Annotated in this window: 18 protein-coding genes; 4 read left to right on the forward strand and 14 right to left on the reverse strand. The window is 68.9% G+C overall.

The features are described from left to right. Positions 1-9 precede the first annotated feature (9 nt). On the reverse strand, positions 10-1371 hold the full coding sequence (gene pafA, locus ACZ5BU_RS36300) for a Pup--protein ligase (RefSeq protein WP_465705505.1): 1362 nt from the start codon (positions 1369-1371) through the stop codon (positions 10-12). A gap of 201 nt (positions 1372-1572) precedes the next feature. Here pafA and ACZ5BU_RS36305 point away from each other — a divergent pair, with 201 nt between their 5' ends. Then, entirely contained in the window at positions 1573-2649 is a 1077-nt protein-coding gene (locus tag ACZ5BU_RS36305) for an alpha/beta hydrolase (RefSeq protein ID WP_465705507.1), read from the forward strand. On the opposite strand, the gene ACZ5BU_RS36310 is transcribed toward ACZ5BU_RS36305, so the two are convergent. The 10 genes from ACZ5BU_RS36310 to ald form a co-directional block, all read right to left on the reverse strand. Next, on the reverse strand, positions 2646-3707 hold the full coding sequence (locus tag ACZ5BU_RS36310) for a Gfo/Idh/MocA family protein (protein ID WP_465705509.1): 1062 nt from the start codon (positions 3705-3707) through the stop codon (positions 2646-2648). The two genes, ACZ5BU_RS36305 and ACZ5BU_RS36310, sit on opposite strands and share 4 nt — an antisense overlap. 115 nt (positions 3708-3822) lie before the next feature. Further along, positions 3823-4557 carry a pseudouridine synthase gene (locus ACZ5BU_RS36315; RefSeq protein WP_465705511.1) on the reverse strand — a complete coding sequence of 245 codons (735 nt, stop codon included), beginning with the start codon at positions 4555-4557 and terminating at the stop codon, positions 3823-3825. Continuing rightward, complete coding sequence (scpB, locus tag ACZ5BU_RS36320) at positions 4547-5551, reverse strand: SMC-Scp complex subunit ScpB (RefSeq protein WP_465705513.1); 1005 nt, start codon at positions 5549-5551, stop codon at positions 4547-4549. Before scpB ends, ACZ5BU_RS36315 begins: the two co-directional genes overlap by 11 nt. A 134-nt stretch (positions 5552-5685) precedes the next feature. After that, positions 5686-6657 carry a segregation and condensation protein A gene (locus ACZ5BU_RS36325; RefSeq protein ID WP_465705515.1) on the reverse strand — a complete coding sequence of 324 codons (972 nt, stop codon included), beginning with the start codon at positions 6655-6657 and terminating at the stop codon, positions 5686-5688. A gap of 2 nt (positions 6658-6659) precedes the next feature. Then, positions 6660-7022: a hypothetical protein gene (locus ACZ5BU_RS36330; protein ID WP_465705517.1), complete on the reverse strand. Its 363-nt coding sequence runs from the start codon at positions 7020-7022 to the stop codon at positions 6660-6662. Beyond that, positions 7007-8086 (reverse strand): ParA family protein, encoded by a 1080-nt coding sequence (locus ACZ5BU_RS36335; RefSeq protein WP_465705519.1) that lies wholly within the window; start codon positions 8084-8086, stop codon positions 7007-7009. The genes ACZ5BU_RS36330 and ACZ5BU_RS36335 overlap by 16 nt, the downstream gene beginning before the upstream one ends. A gap of 172 nt (positions 8087-8258) precedes the next feature. Beyond that, positions 8259-9515, reverse strand: coding sequence for a low temperature requirement protein A (locus ACZ5BU_RS36340; protein WP_465705521.1), 1257 nt, complete (start codon positions 9513-9515; stop codon positions 8259-8261). Positions 9516-9533: 18 nt separating this feature from the next. After that, a complete protein-coding gene (locus ACZ5BU_RS36345) occupies positions 9534-10772 on the reverse strand; it encodes a hypothetical protein (protein WP_465705523.1) in 1239 nt (412 codons plus the stop codon). Between the two features lie 27 nt (positions 10773-10799). After that, positions 10800-11726: a site-specific tyrosine recombinase XerD gene (gene xerD, locus ACZ5BU_RS36350; protein WP_465705571.1), complete on the reverse strand. Its 927-nt coding sequence runs from the start codon at positions 11724-11726 to the stop codon at positions 10800-10802. Further along, the gene (ald, locus tag ACZ5BU_RS36355; RefSeq protein WP_465705525.1) at positions 11723-12838 is read right to left on the reverse strand and encodes an alanine dehydrogenase; all 1116 of its coding nucleotides are present in this window, start codon (positions 12836-12838) and stop codon (positions 11723-11725) included. Before ald ends, xerD begins: the two co-directional genes overlap by 4 nt. 252 nt (positions 12839-13090) lie before the next feature. Here ald and ACZ5BU_RS36360 point away from each other — a divergent pair, with 252 nt between their 5' ends. Together ACZ5BU_RS36360 and ACZ5BU_RS36365 are read left to right on the forward strand one after the other, a co-directional pair. Beyond that, a complete protein-coding gene (locus ACZ5BU_RS36360) occupies positions 13091-13915 on the forward strand; it encodes an LLM class F420-dependent oxidoreductase (protein WP_465705573.1) in 825 nt (274 codons plus the stop codon). Positions 13916-13994: 79 nt separating this feature from the next. After that, positions 13995-14690 carry a hypothetical protein gene (locus ACZ5BU_RS36365; RefSeq protein WP_465705527.1) on the forward strand — a complete coding sequence of 232 codons (696 nt, stop codon included), beginning with the start codon at positions 13995-13997 and terminating at the stop codon, positions 14688-14690. Positions 14691-14730: 40 nt separating this feature from the next. Here ACZ5BU_RS36365 and ACZ5BU_RS36370 read toward each other — a convergent pair whose 3' ends face one another. After that, positions 14731-15135 carry a cupin domain-containing protein gene (locus tag ACZ5BU_RS36370; protein ID WP_465705529.1) on the reverse strand — a complete coding sequence of 135 codons (405 nt, stop codon included), beginning with the start codon at positions 15133-15135 and terminating at the stop codon, positions 14731-14733. Positions 15136-15163: 28 nt separating this feature from the next. Between ACZ5BU_RS36370 and ACZ5BU_RS36375 the strand changes: the two genes are divergently transcribed. Then, on the forward strand, positions 15164-15796 hold the full coding sequence (locus tag ACZ5BU_RS36375) for a hypothetical protein (protein WP_465705531.1): 633 nt from the start codon (positions 15164-15166) through the stop codon (positions 15794-15796). 18 nt (positions 15797-15814) lie between these two features. Here ACZ5BU_RS36375 and ACZ5BU_RS36380 read toward each other — a convergent pair whose 3' ends face one another. Both ACZ5BU_RS36380 and ACZ5BU_RS36385 read right to left on the reverse strand, forming a co-directional pair. Next, positions 15815-16465, reverse strand: coding sequence for an NUDIX domain-containing protein (locus tag ACZ5BU_RS36380; protein WP_465705533.1), 651 nt, complete (start codon positions 16463-16465; stop codon positions 15815-15817). Further along, a complete protein-coding gene (locus tag ACZ5BU_RS36385) occupies positions 16462-18171 on the reverse strand; it encodes a CTP synthase (RefSeq protein WP_465705535.1) in 1710 nt (569 codons plus the stop codon). The genes ACZ5BU_RS36380 and ACZ5BU_RS36385 overlap by 4 nt, the downstream gene beginning before the upstream one ends. Positions 18172-18189: the final 18 nt, after the last annotated feature.

Here is an 18189-nt window from a genome sequence, read left to right on the forward strand (position 1 = left end):
AGCCGGCACCTACATGCTGGCGATGAGCTTTTCGACTCTTTCGTCGTGGGACTTGAAGGGGTCCTTGCAGAGCACCGTCCGCTGGGCCTGGTCGTTGAGCTTCAGGTGCACCCAGTCGACGGTGAAGTCGCGACGCCGTTCCTGGGCCCGCTTGATGAACTCGCCGCGCAGCCGCGCCCGTGTGGTCTGCGGCGGCACCGACTTGGCCTCGAACACGCGCAGGTCGTCGACGACCCGGGTGACGGCGCCCCTCCGCTCGAGCAGGTAGTAGAGCCCGCGCGGCCGGTGGATGTCGTGGTACGCCAGGTCGAGCTGCGCGACCCGCGGGCTGGCCAGGCCGAGGTTGTTCTGCGAGCGGTAGCGCTCGATCAGCCGGTACTTGATCACCCAGTCGATCTCGCGCTCGATCCCGGACAGGTCACCGGACTCGATCGCCTTCAGCGTCCGCTCCCACAACGACAGCGCCCGCTCCACGGCCGGCGTCCCCAGCTCGCGGCGGTCGACGAAGTCGCGTGCCTTGTTCAGGTACTCGCCCTGGATGTCGAGGGCGCTCGCCTCGCGGCCGTTCGCCAGCCGGACCTCGCGGCGGCCGGTCATGTCGTGGCTGATCTCCCGGATCGCCCGGATCGGGTTGTCCAGGGTCAGGTCGCGCATCACGATGCCGGCCTCGATCATCCGCAGCACCAGGTCGGTGCTGGCCACCTTGAGCAGCATCGTGGTCTCGGACATGTTCGAGTCGCCGACGATCACGTGCAGCCGGCGGAACCGCTCGGCGTCCGCGTGCGGCTCGTCCCGGGTGTTGATGATCGGCCGGGACCGGGTGGTCGCGCTGGACACCCCTTCCCAGATGTGTTCGGCGCGCTGGCTCACCGAGTACACCGCACCACGCGGCGTCTGCAGCACCTTGCCGGCGCCGCAGATCAGCTGGCGGGTGACCAGGAACGGGATCAGTACGTCGGCGAGCTTCGCGAAGTCGCCGTGCCTGCTGACCAGGTAGTTCTCGTGGCAGCCGTAGCTGTTGCCGGCCGAGTCGGTGTTGTTCTTGAACAGGTAGACGTCGCCGAAGATGCCCTCGTCGTGCAGCCGCTTCTGCGCGTCCACCAGCAGGCCCTCGAGGATCCGCTCGCCGGCCTTGTCGTGCGCGATCAGGTCGGTGACCGAGTCGCACTCACCGGTGGCGTACTCCGGGTGCGAGCCCACGTCGAGGTACAACCTGGCGCCGTTGCGGAGGAAGACGTTGCTGCTCCGCCCCCAGGACACGACACGACGGAAGAGGTACCGCGCGACCTCGTCCGGGGTCAGTCGCCGCTGCCCGCGGAACGTACAGGTGACGCCGTACTCGTTCTCGAGACCGAAGATTCGCCGGTTCACATCCACCACAGTACGGCGCTCTTCCGACAAGCGGGCGATGTCCCAGGCGCGCCGTCGTCCGGCGTTATCCCTTTGATGCCCGCACCAATGGGTCGTTACGGTCCTCAACGGTGGCTGCGTCTCCACCTGGGGCTGGAAGTCCGGGTGGAGAATGCTTGGGATCGGCTGACGCGGGCGGCTCGGCCTGTCAGCGTCAGCGGCATGAGACGACGAACCTTTATCGCCACGGTCGCCGCCGCTTCGCTGACCGGCATCCAGACAGCGTCCGCAAGCACCGACCGCATCCTGCGCCTTCCAGCCCCGACCGGTCCGTGGCCCGTTGGTACGACGACCCGCGCACTGACCGACACGCACCGCTCCGACCCCTGGAACGGCGCCCCGACGCGTGAGCTCGTCCTGTCGGTCTTCTACCCAGCAGTCGCGGTAGCCGGTCACCAGCGCGCCCCGCAGCTCGCTCCAGCCGCAGCTGAGGTGTTCAAGGGGCTGGACGCCGGCCTCCTTCATCCGCAGCTGCCACAGAGCGGCGTGGACTGGGCAGCCACTTTGACTCACTCGTACGTCGACGCTCCGGCCCTGCCCGGCCGTCGGCCGACCCTGGTCTACAGCCCGGCCGGTGCGGACCCAAGAACCATCGGCACGTCGCTGGCCGAGGACCTCGCGAGTCACGGGTACGTCGTGATCACCGTGGACCACCCTGGTGAAGCGAGCGAGGTCGTGTTCCCGGACGGACGGCTCCGGGTCATCGAGATCAGCCCGGACGTGCAGACCGATCCAGTGCGGTCGCGGCTGATGATGGACACGCGCTTCGCGGACCTGCGGTTCGTACTGGACCACCTCTCGTCAGTGCACAGCTCTGTCGACGTACATCGTGTCGGTGTCTACGGCCACTCTGCAGGCGGTGCTACGGCCGCGGTCTCGTTGCAGCACCCGCTTGTCCGCGCAGGCGTCAACCTGGAGGGCTACCTCGACTCCCTCGACGGACAGCTCTACGAGATCCCTAAGAAGCCGCTGCTGCTTGCAGGGACGGACGGGTTCCGCGACACGCGCTTCGACCGCACCTGGTCGGCTGTGATCGCCCAAGGCGGTCCGGTACGCCGCGTGCAGCTGTCCGACGCCAATCACTGGATCTGGACGGACTACGCCGCGTTCGCCTCCCAGCTGCAGTCGGCGGGCCTCATGACGGAGGCAGACCGGGACACGCTGGTCGGAGCGTCCCGCTGCGGCGTTCCCGTCGTACGGCGACTGGTCCGGGAGTTCTTCGACCGGAACCTCCGCTAACGGGCCGCGCCGCGGACAGTCGCCTGCTGCTGGGCCGTCAAGGCCAGCCGCATCGTTTCGAAGGTGTGCTCCTGCGGCGCAGCCGTCATCGTCCGCTCCCGTACGTCGCGCAGCAGGTCGGCGTAGTACGTGATCTCGATACCCGAGCAGTCGACGTACTGCGTACCCTCCTGGTTCACCAGGAACAGGTGGTCGCCGCCGTCGCGCCCCGCAATGTCGACGTACTTGCGGAGCTCCAGGTAGCCGTCGGTGCCGAGGATCATCAGCCGGCCGTCGCCCCACGTCCCCAGCCCGGCAGGCGTGTACCAGTCGACGCGGATGTACCCCTGGGCGTTCTCACTGCGCAGCAGGATCTCGCCGAAGTCCTGCAGCCCGGGCTCGTCGGGGTTGGCGAAGTTCCCGACCGTACTCGTCACGACCTCGGCCGTCCGCGCCCCGGTGAACCACAGGAACTGGTCGATCTGGTGCGAGGCGATATCGGTCAGGATGCCGCCGTACCGCGCATTGTCGTAGAACCAGTCGGGCCGGCCCGCTCCACCGGACAGGTGCGCGCGGTCGCCGATGCGGTGCGGACCGAGCCCGAGCGTCTGCACGACCGTCCCGATCCGGCCCTCGCGGACCAGCTCGCCGGCCTTGACCACGCTCGGGACCTCGAAGCGCTCCGAGAACGTGACCGACCAGAACCGGCCGCTCTGATCGACCGCCTTCCTGATCTCCTCCAGTTGCTCCAGGCTCACGCAGCCGGGCTTGTCCGAGACGACGTCCTTCCCGGCCAGCAACGCGTCGACCGCGATCGGACCGCGCCGGTCCGGCACGCCGGCGGTCACGATCAGGTCGATCCCGTCCCGCGCGATCAGCTCGTCCGGGCTGCCGGCGACCGGCACGTCCGGGTACCGCTCCCGCATCGAAGTGGCGACGGCCGCGGACGGGTCGTCGGTGGCCATCCCGACGAACTCCGCACCGGCGGCGATCAGCCCGGCGACCTGTCCGAAGATGTGCGCGTGATCGAGCCCGACCGCGGCGAACCTGACAGCTTGCCCTGAGTGCGTGGAAGACAAGAGTTCCTCCGACCGGTTTGTGATGTCTGCCCGGGTCAGCCTACGTCACACCGGCAAGCGCTTGCCAAGTCACCTGGTGCGCCACCCGCCCCAGGAGGCCGATCTGCAGGTGTGACTACAACTCGACCAGGTCGAGGAGCTGGCCGAGTTCCTTGGAGTCGAGTTCGCGGAGTTCGCCGGTGTGCAGGTTGCCGCGGCGGACCGGGCCGATCGCGGTCCGGGTCAGCCGCTTCACCGGATGCCCGACCGCGTCGAACATCCGCCGGACGATCCGGTTCCGGCCTTCGTGCAGGCTCATCTCGATCAGGGTGCGGCCCGGTACGGTCGACACGATCTTCACGGTGTCGGCGCGCGCCGGGCCGTCGTCGAGCTCGATCCCGTCCAGGAGGCTGCGTAATACACCCGGTTTGACGTTGCCTTCGACCTCGGCGACGTACGTCTTCGACACCTCGTACGACGGGTGCGCGAGGCGGTGCGCGAACTCGCCGTGATTGGTGAGCAGCAGCAGGCCTTCGGTGTCGGTGTCGAGCCGCCCGATGTGGAACAACCGCTCCGGCCGGTCCTGCACGAAGTCAGTAATACAAGGCCTTCCCTGCGGATCGGACATCGTCGTCACGACACCGCGCGGCTTGTTGAGCACCAGATAAACGTGCGCACTGACCGGCGGAATCCGCGCCCCGTCGACCCGGATGACAGCCGTCTCAGGATCCACCCGAACCCCGAACTCGGTCACCACCCGCCCGTCGACCTCGACCCGCCCCTCCTCGATCATCAACTCGGCATTCCGCCGCGAAGCCACCCCCGCCCGAGCCAAAACCTTCTGCAGCCGAACCCCGCTCTCATCCCCCATACCGCACCCCACCAGCCCCCTCCACGCGACCCGCGTGGGTTTCGGCATCGTCTGCGTCAGTAGTGGCGTCGGTGGTGGAGTCGGCGTCGCCCGCGTCGTCCGCGGGTCCGCCGGCTGCGGACACCTCCTCGGCATCAACCTCGGCGACGTCCGACCAGGTAGTACCCCCGGCGACCTGCTCGTCCGTCGCGACCGCGTCCTCGGCGGAGCTGTCAGCTGCAGGCTCGCCTTCAGCTTCGAGTTCGGCAGCGGGCTGATCCGTGTCGGCTGTCGGCTCGGTGGCGGTTTGGTCGAGCTCGCCCTCCGCAGGGGTTGCCGGTGGGAGGGTTTGGGCGGCGAGCTCTTCCTCGATGTCGTCCATTTCGGGGAGGTACGGGGCGAGCTCGGGGAGGTCGTCCAAGGACTGCATGCCCATGCGTTCCAGGAAGTACGTCGTGGTGCGGTACAGCGTGGCCTGCGACTCGGTGTCGGCGCCGGCCTCCTCGACCAGCCCGCGGGCGACGAGCGTACGCACGACACCGTCGACGTTCACGCCGCGGATCGCGGAGACCCGCGCGCGGCTGACCGGCTGCTTGTACGCGATCACCGCGAGGGTCTCCAGCGCCGCCTGGGTCAGCCGTGCCTGTTGCCCGTCGAGGACGAAGCGTTCGACGTACGGCGCGGCTTCGGCGCGGGTGTAGTACCGCCAGCCGTCGCCGATCTCACGCAGGTCGAACCCACGCCCCTGCTCGGTGTACTCCGCTGCCAACTCGGCCAGCGCCGCCGCGATGTCTCCCGTAGGACGCCCGACCGCCCGCGCCAGCGTCAGCACCGGCAACGGCTCGTCCGTCACCATCAGAATCGCCTCGAGCGCCCGCCGCATCGTGTCGTCGTCGACAACAACCTCGTCCCCCACCGCCAACGCAGTCTGCCCCGCCGGCAGATGATCCTCGTCATCGTCGCGTAAGTCGTCCGCCGCCGCTTCGATGTCCGACTGGGCAGCGCTACCGCTCACTTCAGCTACAAGATCCTCCCGCTCATCGGCCCGCACCTCAGGCTGGGGAGGATTACTGCCCGATTCGGGTACAAGATCCTCCCCACCCGCGGCGGTGGGGTCGGTTGGGGGGAGGGTGGGGTCGCCGTTGTCGGTCACTGGTCTGCCGTCTCGTCAGGGGTGGCGGGCGGGGCCGGTTCGATGTCGGATTCGTCGGTGAGGCTGGGGCCTGGTTCGAGGAAGTCGGGGTCGTCCTCGACGCGCGGGGCCTCGCCGGTCTCGTCGTCGGGTTTGCGTTCCTCGTCGAACTCGTCGCTGACCGCGATGTCGCCGTCGTCCGTACCTGTCCAGCGGACCGTCAGCTCACCCAACGGTGTCACCTGGTCGAACGACACCGCCGCCTCCCGGAACAGCTCCAGCAGCGCCAGGAACCGGCACACCGTCGTCACAGTGTCCGGTGAATCAGCCACCAACGACCGGAACGTCGCGCTCCGCTGCCGCCGCAACCGGTCCACGATCACGACCGCCTGCTCCCGCACAGTGACGGCCGGCGCGTGCAGATGCGCCAGCGAAACCTCAGGCGGTACGTCGTTCTTCGGCGCGAGCGCACGGGCCGCCAGCGCGGCCAACCCGGCCGGATCGAGCCCGAGCAGCACCTCGGGCAGCAGCTCCGCGAACCGCGGCTCCACCCCGACCGCCCGCGGGAACCGCTTGGCCTCGATCGCCATCCGGTCCTGCACCAGCGCCGCGATCTGCTTGAACGCGCGGTACTGCAGCAACCGCGCGAACAGCAGGTCCCGTGCCTCGAGCAGCGCCAGGTCCTCGTCGTCCTCGACCTCGCCCTTCGGCAGCAGCCGCGCCGCCTTCAGGTCCAGCAGCGTCGCCGCGATCAGCAGGAACTCCGACGTCTGGTCGAGGTCCCACTCGGAGCCGAGCGCCTTGATGTGCGCGATGAAGTCGTCGGTGATCACCGACAGCGCGATCTCGGTGATGTCCAGCTTGTGTTTCGAGATCAGCTGCAGCAGCAGGTCGAACGGGCCCTCGAAGTTCTCCAGGTGAACGCTGAACCCCTTGCCCTCGGCAACAGTCGCGTCAGGCCCGAGGTCCACTGGTTCCGCGGAGGACACAGTCACTCCGAGGCCTTCAGCCGCCGTACCAGCACCGAGTCCGGGCCGTGGTCGACGAAGTCGGCGAGCAGTACGTCGATCGCCTCGCGGACGATCCGGCCGCGGTCGGCCGTCAGGCCGTGCTCGGCGCGCAGCGCGAGTCTGGTCTGTTCCAGGCCGAGCAGCTCCTCCTCCGTCACGTACACGGTGATCTTCGTGTCGTGCCGGATCCGACCACTCGACTTCCGGTCGTCGGCGACCGTCGTCCGGGCCCGTACGGTGGCGGGCCCTTCGGTAGTGGTGGTGCGCTTCTCGGGTCTGGTCTGCTTCGGTGCCGCACCCCCGAAGAGTTCACTGGCACCTGGCAGGCTCACCCGGCGGGACAACGCGCCAGCACCTCCTTGGCGAGATCGCGGTACTGCGTAGCCGCTTGGGACGAGGGGGCGTACGTCGTGATGGGTTCGCCGACGACCGTGGTCTCGGGGAACTTGACGGTACGCCGGATGACGGTGTGAAAGACGCGTTCGTCGAAGGCCTGGACCACCCGGTCCAGCACCTCCCGGGCGTGCGTCGTCCGCCCGTCGAACATGGTGCCGAGGATCCCGACGATCTCCAGCTTGGGGTTCAGCCGGTCCTGCACCTTCGCGATCGTGTCGGTCAGCATGGCCAGGCCGCGGAGCGCGAAGAACTCGCACTCCAGCGGGACGACGATGCCGTTCGACGCGGTCAGCGCGTTCACGGTGAGCAGGCCCAGCGACGGCGCGCAGTCGATCAGGATCACGTCGTACAACGGGATGATCGGATCCAGCACGCGCTGCAGGGTGTACTCCCGCGCGACCTCCTGGACCAGCTGCACCTCGGCCGCGGACAGGTCGATGTTGGCCGGCAGCAGGTCGAGGTTCTCCACCCTGGTCGGCTGGATCACTTCGTCCGGGGTGATGTCGCGCTGCATCAGCAGGTTGTAGACCGACAGCTCGAGGTCGTGCGGCTGGACGCCGAGACCGATCGAGGCGGACCCCTGCGGGTCGAAGTCGATCAGCAGCACCTTGCGACCGGTCTCGGCAATCGCCGCGCCGAGGTTGATCGTGGTGGTGGTCTTGCCGACGCCGCCCTTCTGGTTGCACATCGCGATCACCTGCGCCGGGCCGGTCTTGGTCGGTGGCTGCGGCTCCGGCAGGTCCGGCAGCGGCCTGCCGGTCGGCCCGATCTTGTGACGCGGGCCGTTCGGGTCGTTCACGGGTGCAAGGTCCTCCGCGGTCAGCTTGGCCGTCGGCTTCGGCATCTCCGCATAGTTGTCGGGCAGGGCTCGCGCCGGCACGGGGGCCGGGCGGGGCGGGGTGTGCTCGGGGCTGGGCGGCGTGCTGATCGGCTGGACCGGATCCGGCGCGGAGTACTGCCCCGGCAGGTGGCCCATCACGTGTTCGGTGCCCGGGAATGTCGACTCGTTCATGACTCGCCAAACCTTTCAACCGATACGGGCGATCCCAGCGACTGTAAGCGTGCATTCAAGCACTCTCAACCAGCCACTCCGCACCGGGGTGGGGCTGTTTGTCGACAAAGCTCCGAACCCGGCCGGTCACCCTCCCCGAGTGACCAACCGTCACCAGATGATCGCACACCGTTCACGCACTGCGCGCACCGGGGTCCAGCCGGTTGTACCCGTGGAACCAGGTCGGTACGACAGCCGCCACCACGGCCAGCGCCCACGCCGGCAGCGGCCCGCCCAGCACTGCGATCAGGATCGAGGCGACGAGGCACGGCACCTGCCAGCCGAGGAACCAGCGCAGCCGTACTCGCCCGATCACCCCGGCCACTCCGCTGATCGCGACGTACAGCGCCAGCCCACCGAACAGGTACCAGCGCTCCTTGCCCTCGAGCTCCCCGGCGGCCGCGGGAAACAGCCCGCCCAGCCCGGCCGCCATCGCGACGATCGACCCGGTGACCCCGAGATGGGCGAGCAGCGCGGCCCACGGCTCGAGCTGCGCGGTACTGCGGGGCGCAGGGGTGAACCCGTACAACGTCGTGAGCTGCCACAGCTGCACCAGCAACCAGAACGCCGCGAGCCCGACCACACCGACCTGCCACGTCCAGGTCAGCTCGGTGTTCGCAGCGACCACCTGGGCGAGGGCCTCGCCGAGCACGATGATCACGAACAGCCCCAGCCGTTCGTCCAGGTGCCCGCGCTCGACCTTCGCGATCGAGATCAGCGGGGGCTTCGCCGGTACGTCGTGGCCACGCCCGAACCGCAGCCGGTTGACCCAACGGTCCCGGCGCTGGTCCTGCTCCTGCTGGCGGCGCACGCTGTCCTCACGCTGCTTCATCGCCTTCGGGTTGCGGGCCCCCATCACCGAGAACAGCAGGTCCGCGGCGATCCCACCTCCCCACAGCCAGTACGCCGTCTGCGCAGGCACGAACAATGCGACAACCCACGGCGCGGCCATCACGCCCTGCGTGGCCGGCCAGAAGCCGATGACCTGTCCATCCTTGGTGGCCGACCGAGCTGCGAGGGCCCGGCACGCCAGGAACGCCGCAGTGAACGCAATGGTCCGGCTGCCGCCGTGTGCTGTGTCATGGTGCTCCGGCAGCAGTCCGGGCCACACGCCGGGTACAGAGGCAGCCATCACCCCGATGCCGAGCATGGTCCGCAGTACGGCGCGCTGCCGGGTGCGCTCGCCGGCGACGTTCGCGTAGACGCTGGTCGCCGTCCAGACGCTCCAGATCGCGTAGAACATCGCAGCGCACACAGCCACCTGGCCGACTGTCTCGGCCCCGTGTAAACGGTGCGCGATCTGCGCGGCAGCTGCGACGACAGTCAGGTCGAAGAACAGCTCCAGCCAGCTCGCGTGCCGCTCCTCGGCGGCTGTCGTCGGTTCACTCACCCGGAGAACCCTAAGAGGTCAACCGAGTCGACCTCTTAGCTGGTTGCTACGCGTTGGGTTGGTGCGTCCCGGCGTACCGGCAGGACGCTCGCCCTGGCCGGCCGGCGCCGTACCGTTGCCAGACGGAGCGAAGCCGACTCTCGCCGCCTGGTCGAGCTGCGGGTCAAGCCTCGGAGGGCCAGGCTCGGTGTCGCGCGGGCCGATCTCCGCGCCGTACGTCCGCGCGGTCTCGAGCCCAGCGGCGGCGATCGCTCGACCGACTTCCTCGGGAGACCCGATCGTCGGCGGACGGTCCAGGTTGCCGTACTGGTCTTTGAACACGTCCTCCATCGCGTACGTCACGGTCCACCCGGTCCCGGAGCGGTCGTAGAAGCCGCTCTCAGGCAACTGCTCGTCCGGAACCAGCAGCCGCCGAGCGGTCGGCCATTGCTCGGCCGAATCAGGTCGGCCGGTCGATTCCGCCTGACACAACCGGTCGAGAACCTCCGCGTGCGGCATCCGGCGTTGCTCCGCGATCGCCCCGGCCAATCCGTTCACCATCTGCCCCTCGAACCGCTCCTGCAGCGGTGTGAGGTCCTCGGGCTCCACGGGGACGCCCAGCGCGGCTCCGACCTCAGGCAGCCGCTGCTCCACCCAGGCCACCGCGACTCCGTCCCGAAGCGTCTCGGCCGAGTACCGCGAACTCCCCCAGGGCTTGTACTCCCGGTCACCGGCTGCCCTCAGCAGATCCTGACGTACTCCGGCGACGAACCCCCGAGGATCACCGCCGTGCCCGGAGAGCCGGTCCGCCGTCGCGATCCACTCACCGAGCTTCTCCGCGGACGGCACCCCGTACGGCAGCCCGTGCAGCACACCGCGTAGCGCCTCGACCCGCGCCGCCTGCTGCAGCTCGAGCGCCCGTGGCGAGCCCAGGCCGACCGCGATCGGGTCGACGATGTCGACGGCCAGTGAGTACACCCGCTCCGCGTCCTGCCGCGCGTGCTGACCCTTCTGGACGTCCGTGCCGACGTCGCCGGGCGAAACGCTGCGCAGCTCCGACCCGACCTGCTCGACGAACCGTCTCCGTGCGCTCACGTACTCGGCGTTGTCCGGACCGGCGTGCCGGCGGGCGTCGTCGAGCATCAGGTCGGCCATCTCGTCCACCAGCCGCTCATCGGCGTGCTGCACGGTGTTCCGCACGTCTTTCAGGTCCACACCGCTGTAGTAGGCCAGGCGTTCGGCGAGGACGTCGAGGAATTGGAACGGCAGGGTCGTCACTCCGCCGAGTATGTCGACGCGAGAGGGTCAGAGCGCCCGTGGATGAGACGTCGCGTAGACCTCTCTCAGCTTGTCGACGGTGACGAGTGTGTAGACCTGGGTCGTGGTGACGGATGCGTGCCCGAGCAGCTCTTGTACGACGCGTACGTCGGCGCCGCCGTCCAGTAGGTGCGTTGCGTACGAGTGACGCAGCGTGTGCGGCGAGATCTCCTTGGCGATACCGGCACGCTGCGCAGCACGACGCAGTACCGTCCAGGCGCTCTGCCGCGACAGGCGGCCGCCGCGGGCGTTCAAGAACAGCGCCGGCGTGCCACGGCCACGGGACACGAGCTCAGGGCGGCCACGGACCTGGTACGCCGACAGGGCATCGCGGGCGTACGTACCGACGGGCACTACCCGTTCCTTGCTGCCCTTGCCGCGCAGTAGGACCGCTCCGGCGTCTACGTCGATGTCGTCGACGTCCAGCCCGACCGCCTCCGAGATACGGGCTCCCGTGCCGTACAGGAACTCCAGCAGAGCCGCGTCACGAGTGGCCAGTACGGCTGGTTCAGCCTCGGCGCCAGCGGCCGCTGTGAGGATCCGGGTGACCTCGTCGACAGACAGTGCCTTCGGCAGCCGCTGCGGTGGTACAGGGGGCTTCACGGCCGCCGCAGGGTCCACTGCGGTCAGCCCCTCCCGTACGCAGAACTTGTGGAACCCCCGGACCGCAACAACGGTCCTCCCAGCACTGGAGGCCGTCAGCGGCGGGTGGTCCGCGTCCCCCTCCCGCAGCCGCATCAGGAAGTCGGCGACGACTGCCTCGGTGATCCGGTCGAGGTCGTCGATACCAGCAGCTGCCAGGTAGCCGCCGTACCGGCGCAGATCACGCCGGTACGACGCCAGAGTGTTGGCGGCCAGGCCGCGTTCCACCGTGAGGTGGTCCAGGTAAGCGCCAACCGCTCTGGTGATACTCAGACCAGCACCTCGTCAAGCTTCAGCTGCGAGAGGTCGTGCGCCTCGGCGACCGGACCGTACGTGACGTGGCCGTCGAACGTGTTCAGGCCGAGTGCCAGGCTGTGGTCCGACTTCAGCGCCTCCCGCCAGCCGAGGTTCGCCAGCTCGATCGCGTACGGCAGCGTCACGTTGGTGAGCGCGTAGGTCGACGTGTTCGGCACCGCCCCGGGCATGTTCGCGACGCAGTAGAACAGCGAGTTGTGGACCTTGTACACGGGGTCGGCGTGCGTGGTCGGACGCGAGTCCTCGAAGCAGCCGCCCTGGTCGATCGCGATGTCGACGAGCACGCTGCCCGGCTTCATCCGGCTGACCATGTCGTTCGTGACGAGCTTCGGCGCCTTCGCCCCGACCACCAGCACCGCGCCGATGACCAGGTCCGCCTCGAGCACCGCGTGCTCGATCTCGTACGCATTCGAGGCGATCGTCAGCAGGTGGCCCTGGTAGATCTGGTCGGCCTGCCGCAGCCGGGCGATGTTCCGGTCGAACAGCTGCACCTGCGCCTGCATACCGAGCGCGATCGCGGCCGCGTTCATGCCGGACACGCCCGCACCGAGGATGACCACGCGGGCCGGGTGTACGCCGGACACGCCGCCGAGCAGCACGCCACGGCCGCCGCCCTGTGCCATCAGGTGGTACGCACCGGACTGCGGGGCGAGCCGGCCGGCCACCTCGCTCATCGGCGCCAGCAGCGGCAGTGTCCCGTCCGGCAACTGCACCGTCTCGTAGGCAATGCCGGTGATCCCGGACTTCAGTAGCGCGTCCGTCGTGTCCTGGCTCGCGGCCAGGTGCAAGTACGTGAACAGCACCTGGTTCCTGCGCATCCGGTGGTACTCCTCCGGCACCGGTTCCTTCACCTTGAGCACCAGCTCGGCGTCCGCCCAGACGTCGTCCGCCTCCGCAACGATCCGTGCCCCGGCGGCGACGAACTCGTCGTCCGGGATCAGTGAACCGTCGCCTGCCCCCTGCTCGATCAGAACCTCGTGCCCGCCGCGCACGAACTCGTGCACGCCGGACGGGGTGATCGCCACCCGGTACTCGTGGTTCTTGACTTCCTTGGGAACTCCGACCTTCACAACTCGCCCTTCTTTCCCGTCCAGGTGTGCGGCCCACATCGTTGTGTCCGCGGGGCCCGGCGGTTGAGGGGACGCTGCCAGGTCGCTGCCGAGTGTATGCCCGCGAGGTTCATACCACCCGCCCGGATGGTCTGATCGTGACGTGACCTTTCGGAGAAGATGACGCGGCTGACACAGCAACCATCATTGACGGCTACTCATAGTTGTCAGCGATGCTTGGAGGGACGTACTACGAAAGGAGCACGCGTGGCGATGGAACTGGGACGGTACGGGGTCTGGCACGGTGGCCAGCACTACGGACCGGAGCTCGCTGCGGGGCTGGAGCAGGCCGGATACGGGACGCTCTGGCTGGGCGGTTCCCCGGCGGCCGGGCTGCGCGACGCCGAGGTGTTGCTGGCCGCAACCAGATCGGTTGCCGTCGGCACCAGCATCGTCAACATGTGGAATTCCGCGCCGGCCGAGGTCGCGGCGTCGTACCACCGGCTCGAGGACGAGCACCCCGGACGGTTCCTGCTCGGCCTCGGGATCGGGCACCGGGAGCAGACGGGCGAGTACAAGTCGCCGTACCGGACGATCGTCGGGTACCTGGACGATCTCGACGACGCGAAGGTGCCCACGGAGCGGCGGGCGCTGGCCGCGCTCGGCCCCAAGGTACTGCAGCTGTCCGGGGCGCGGACCGCCGGTGCGCTTCCGTACCTGACCACACCGGAGCACACCCGCGAGGCGCGCCGGGTGCTCGGCGGCGGCGTACTGCTCGCGCCGGAGCAGATGATCGTACTGGAGACCGATCCGGAGGTCGCCCGCGCGACAGCCCGCGACCGGTTGGCGCCCTACCTGCAGCTGAGCAACTACACGGCGAACTGGAAGCGGCTCGGATTCTCCGACGACGACTTCGCGAACGGCGGCAGCGACAAGCTCGTCGACGCGGTGGTGCTGCACGGCTCCGCGGTCGAGGTCGCGGCCGGTCTGAAGGCCCATCTGGACGCGGGCGCGGACCACGTCGCGATCCAGCTGCTCGGGCACGAAGGCATCGACCTGCTGCCCGGATACGAGGCGCTGGCAACCGTTCTGCAATAGGTCTTGATTCCGGGCCGTAACGAGGGAACATCAGCAGTAGATGCACCACATCGGTGTGGTGCATGTTGGAGGTGTTCCCATGACTGAGCGACACGAGTTGCGCTGGGGCGGCTTCGCCGGGCTGGCCTTTGTCGTCCTGGCAATGCTGGGCAGGTTCCTGCCCGGTAACCCTCCGACGGTGGGTGATTCGGACAGCACGATCTCGAGCTGGGTCGCCGACCACCGGGGCATGATCCTGTTGAGTTCGCTGCTCTGGGCCGCCGCGGCCGGACTGGTCATCTGGTTCGCGGCCGCGTTCGCCGAGGCGATGCGCGAGCGGGCCGAGCGCAGCGACGTCCACCTGGCACTGCTGGCGGGGTCTGTGCTGGTCGGCGCCGCGATCTTCGTGAACGCCGGCATGCAGGCGGCGACCGCGTCCGGGATCGCCGGGCGGGACGCGGCGATCACGTTGTCGATGTTCGAGCTCGGCACGCTGACCACGACGCTGATCGGCTTCGCCGCGGCGCTGCCGTTGGCGGCCGCGGGGATCGGCGTCATGCGGACGCACCTGATGCCGAACTGGCTGGGCTACCTGGCCCTGCTGGCCGCCGTGGTCTCGTTCCTCGGCGCGTTCGGCGTCTTCGCCACCAGCGGAACGTTCGTGGCCGGCGGCTGGCTGATGAGCACCGTACCGCTGCTGTTGTCCGCGATCTGGGTACTGGCCGCGAGCGGCTACATGGTCCGCGAACACCTGCCCGAGATCAGCACCGGCGACACCGCCGTACCGCAGATGTGACCGAACAGGGGCCCCTGGCAACGTCCTGCCAGGGGTCCCGCTAGCGCATCGTGAAGTCGGCGAAGTCGAACCCCGGCGACACGATGCACGACACCAGTACAGCCTCGTCGCCGGCCGGCCGCGCCGACTGCCAGGCCCCCGGCGGGATCACCACCTGCGGCCGCTGCCCGGCACGTACGTCGGGACCGAGAACCACCGACTCGTCGTCGAACGCGAGTTCCAACGGACCACCCGAGTGCCACAGCCAGATCTCCGCCGACCGCACCCGATGACTCGCGGACTCCTCCCCCGGCGCCAGCAGAAAGTAGATCGCGGTAGCCGTAGCCCGGCTCCCGCCATACCCTTCGGGCTCGACATCCACGCCGGAGCGCCAGGTCTCGCGATACCACCCACCCTCCGGATGCGGCTCAAGCCCCAGCAACCCCGCCAGTTCTGGCTTCTCCATAAACCGATTGTCCGGCAGAGTGCGAGGCATGACTGAGCTGCCCTCGGAGTACCACCGCCGGCTCCCGTTCGGTGAACGTGTGTCGGTCGAGCCGTTGCTGGGCGACGCGCTGTTCCCGTTCGAGGGCGACCTGCAGGTGGCACCGCTGGCTGCGCCGGTACTGCCCGAACCGCCGCGGAGTGGTGAGCCCGGCGGGCGGCCGTGCCCCAAGTGTTCCGAGCCCGACCAGTTCGTGATCTGGCGGGACGAGCAGTGGCAACTGAAGGCGTTCGGTCCCGGCGGGCTGCCGTTCGTGGCAGTTCTCGAGCCGAACGAGCACTACCGGCTCGACAACCTGCCGCCGGAGCTGACCGCGACGCTCGGACCGGTCATCCAGCGGATCGCGAACGCGATCCGGCGGATCGACGGCGTGGGACGGACGCATTTCAACCGCTGGGGCGACGGCAGCGAGCACTTCCACCTGTGGTTCCTCGCGCGTCCGCTGGGCATGATGCAGCTCCGCGGCGCGATGATCGCCGTCTGGGACGACCTGCTCCCGAAGATCCCGGACCAGGAGTTCACCGCGAACGCACGCCTGGTCGCCGCCGCCTTGGCCGAGGACAGCGGTCAACCACTGGGTGTCGGGGCCGGGTCAACCAGCGGCGACGGTGAAGGGGCGTAGGTCTCAACCAGCCGGCGGTCAGTGGTCCTTGGCGGGCCAGGGGGAGTCGGCGGGGCGGAGGGTTTCGAGGCCGGGGCCGTTGAGGGCGGTCCAGGTGGCGAGGGCGCCCATGATGAGGATGGGGTTCTGGAGTTGGCCGGCCAGGGCTGCGGCGACCACGTCGATCAGGGGGGCCCAGACGGTTTCCATGTCGGCTTCTTCGGCTTCGCGTTCGAAGGTCTCGTCGGCCGGGGAGAGGTCGCGGGCCAGGAAGATGCGGACCGCTTCGTCGGTCAGGCCGGGTGACGTGAAGGCGTCGACCAGGATGCGCCAGTCGGCGGCCTTGGTCGCGGTCTCCTCCCACAGCTCGCGTTCGGCGCCCAGGCGGTACTGCTCTCCCTGGACGTCGAGCAGCCCGGCCGGTGCCTCCAGCAACTTGTAGCCGACGGGGTGCCGGTACTGCCGGACCAGCAGCATCCGGTTGTTCTCGTCCAGCGCGACCACGCCGACGGCTCCGGGATGTACGACGACGTCCCGGACGAACGACGTACCGCCGGGTGGCTCGATCGTGTCCCGCCGTACCGAGATCACCCGTCCGGTCTCGTGCACCACCTCGGAGGCCGAGACCGGCCACCGCTCCGGCCGGTCGGCCAGGCCGGCGCCGAACCGGAGCTCGGGGTAGTCCTTCATGCCTTGACCGCGGCCTTCTTCGGCAAGGCGGCCGGCTTCGGGTCCTCGACCGGCAGCCGGGACTCGCGCTGGCGGTCGAGCGCCGCCGCGACCAGGCCGGCGAACAGCGGGTGCGGCTTGGTCGGCCGTGACCGGAGCTCCGGGTGCGCCTGGGTGGCGACGAAGTACGGGTGCACGCCGCGGTCCAGCTCGATGAACTCGACCAGCTCGTGGTCCGGCGACAGACCGCTGAACACCAGGCCGGCGGTCTCCAGCTTGTCCCGGTACGCGTTGTTCACCTCGTAGCGGTGCCGGTGCCGCTCCTGGATCGACGGGGCGCCGTACAGGCCGCGGACGATCGAGCCCTCGGCCAGGTTCGCCGGGTACAGCCCGAGCCGCATCGTGCCGCCCATGTCACCGGTACCGGAGACGATGTGCTTCTGCTCCTCCATCGTCGCGATCACCGGCTGCTCGGCGTCCGGGTCGAACTCGCTGGAGTTCGCCTGGTCCAGCCCGGCCAGGTTCCGCGCCACCTCGATCACCATGCACTGCAGGCCGAGGCACAGGCCCAGGATCGGTACGCCCTGCTCACGGGCGTACCGGATCGCGCCGATCTTGCCCTCGATGCCCCGTACGCCGAACCCGCCCGGGATGCAGATCGCGTCCACGTCACCGAGCAGCCGGGCCGCCGCCTCCGGGGTCGCACACTCGTCGGAGGCGATCCAGCGCAGGTTCACCCGGGCGTCGTTGTCGAACCCGCCCGCGCGCAGCGCCTCGGCGACCGACAGGTACGCGTCCGGCAGGTCGATGTACTTGCCGACCAGCGCGACCGTGACCTCGTCCTTCGGGTGGTGCACGACCCGGAGCAGTTCGTCCCAGCGGGTCCAGTCGACGTCGCGGAACTGCAGGTTCAGCCGGCGCACGACGTACGCGTCCAGGCCCTCGGCGTGCACCACCTTCGGGATGTCGTAGATCGACGGCGCGTCGACGGCGGCCACCACGGCCTCGACGTCGACGTCGCACATCAGCGAGATTTTCCGCTTCACGCTGTCCGGGATCGGCCGGTCGGCCCGGCAGACGATCGCGTCCGGCTGGATACCGATCGAGCGCAGCGCGGCCACCGAGTGCTGGGTCGGCTTGGTCTTCAGCTCACCGCTCGGCGCCATGTACGGGACGAGCGAGATGTGCAGGAAGAACACGTTGTCGCGGCCGACGTCGTGCCGGACCTGCCGGGCCGCCTCGAGGAACGGCAGCGACTCGATGTCACCGACGGTGCCGCCGATCTCGTGCAGTACGACGTCCACGTCCGGGCCCGCCATCGCGAGCATCCGTTCCTTGATCTCGTTGGTGATGTGCGGGATCACCTGCACGGTGTCGCCGAGGTACTCGCCGCGGCGTTCCTTGGCGATCACGCTGGAGTAGATCTGGCCGGTCGTCACGTTGGCGACGGCCGAAAGGTCCCGGTCCAGGAACCGCTCGTAGTGGCCGATGTCGAGGTCGGTCTCGGCGCCGTCATTGGTGACGAACACCTCGCCGTGCTGGAACGGGTTCATCGTGCCGGGATCCACGTTGAGATACGGATCCAGCTTCTGCATCGTGACGCGGATGCCCCGAGCCGTCAGCAGACTGCCGAGGCTGGACGCTGTCAGTCCCTTACCGAGACTGGATGCCACGCCACCGGTGACGAATACGTGCTTGGTCTGCTGGGAAGTCGAAGCCCTGTCCACGGGTCTCCAGCCTACCTC

Source organism: Kribbella sp. NPDC031520 (genome assembly GCF_055580825.1).

Coding starts and splice junctions, on each gene's coding strand:
- ACZ5BU_RS36305 (WP_465705507.1), top strand. CDS start 1,573: ATGAGACGACGAACCTTTATCGCCACGGTCGCCGCCGCTTCGCTGACC.
- ACZ5BU_RS36315 (WP_465705511.1), bottom strand. CDS start 4,557: ATGGGGGATGAGAGCGGGGTTCGGCTGCAGAAGGTTTTGGCTCGGGCG.
- ACZ5BU_RS36335 (WP_465705519.1), bottom strand. CDS start 8,086: ATGAACGAGTCGACATTCCCGGGCACCGAACACGTGATGGGCCACCTG.
- ACZ5BU_RS36360 (WP_465705573.1), top strand. CDS start 13,091: ATGGAACTGGGACGGTACGGGGTCTGGCACGGTGGCCAGCACTACGGA.
- ACZ5BU_RS36365 (WP_465705527.1), top strand. CDS start 13,995: ATGACTGAGCGACACGAGTTGCGCTGGGGCGGCTTCGCCGGGCTGGCC.
- ACZ5BU_RS36370 (WP_465705529.1), bottom strand. CDS start 15,135: ATGGAGAAGCCAGAACTGGCGGGGTTGCTGGGGCTTGAGCCGCATCCG.
- ACZ5BU_RS36375 (WP_465705531.1), top strand. CDS start 15,164: ATGACTGAGCTGCCCTCGGAGTACCACCGCCGGCTCCCGTTCGGTGAA.
- ACZ5BU_RS36380 (WP_465705533.1), bottom strand. CDS start 16,465: ATGAAGGACTACCCCGAGCTCCGGTTCGGCGCCGGCCTGGCCGACCGG.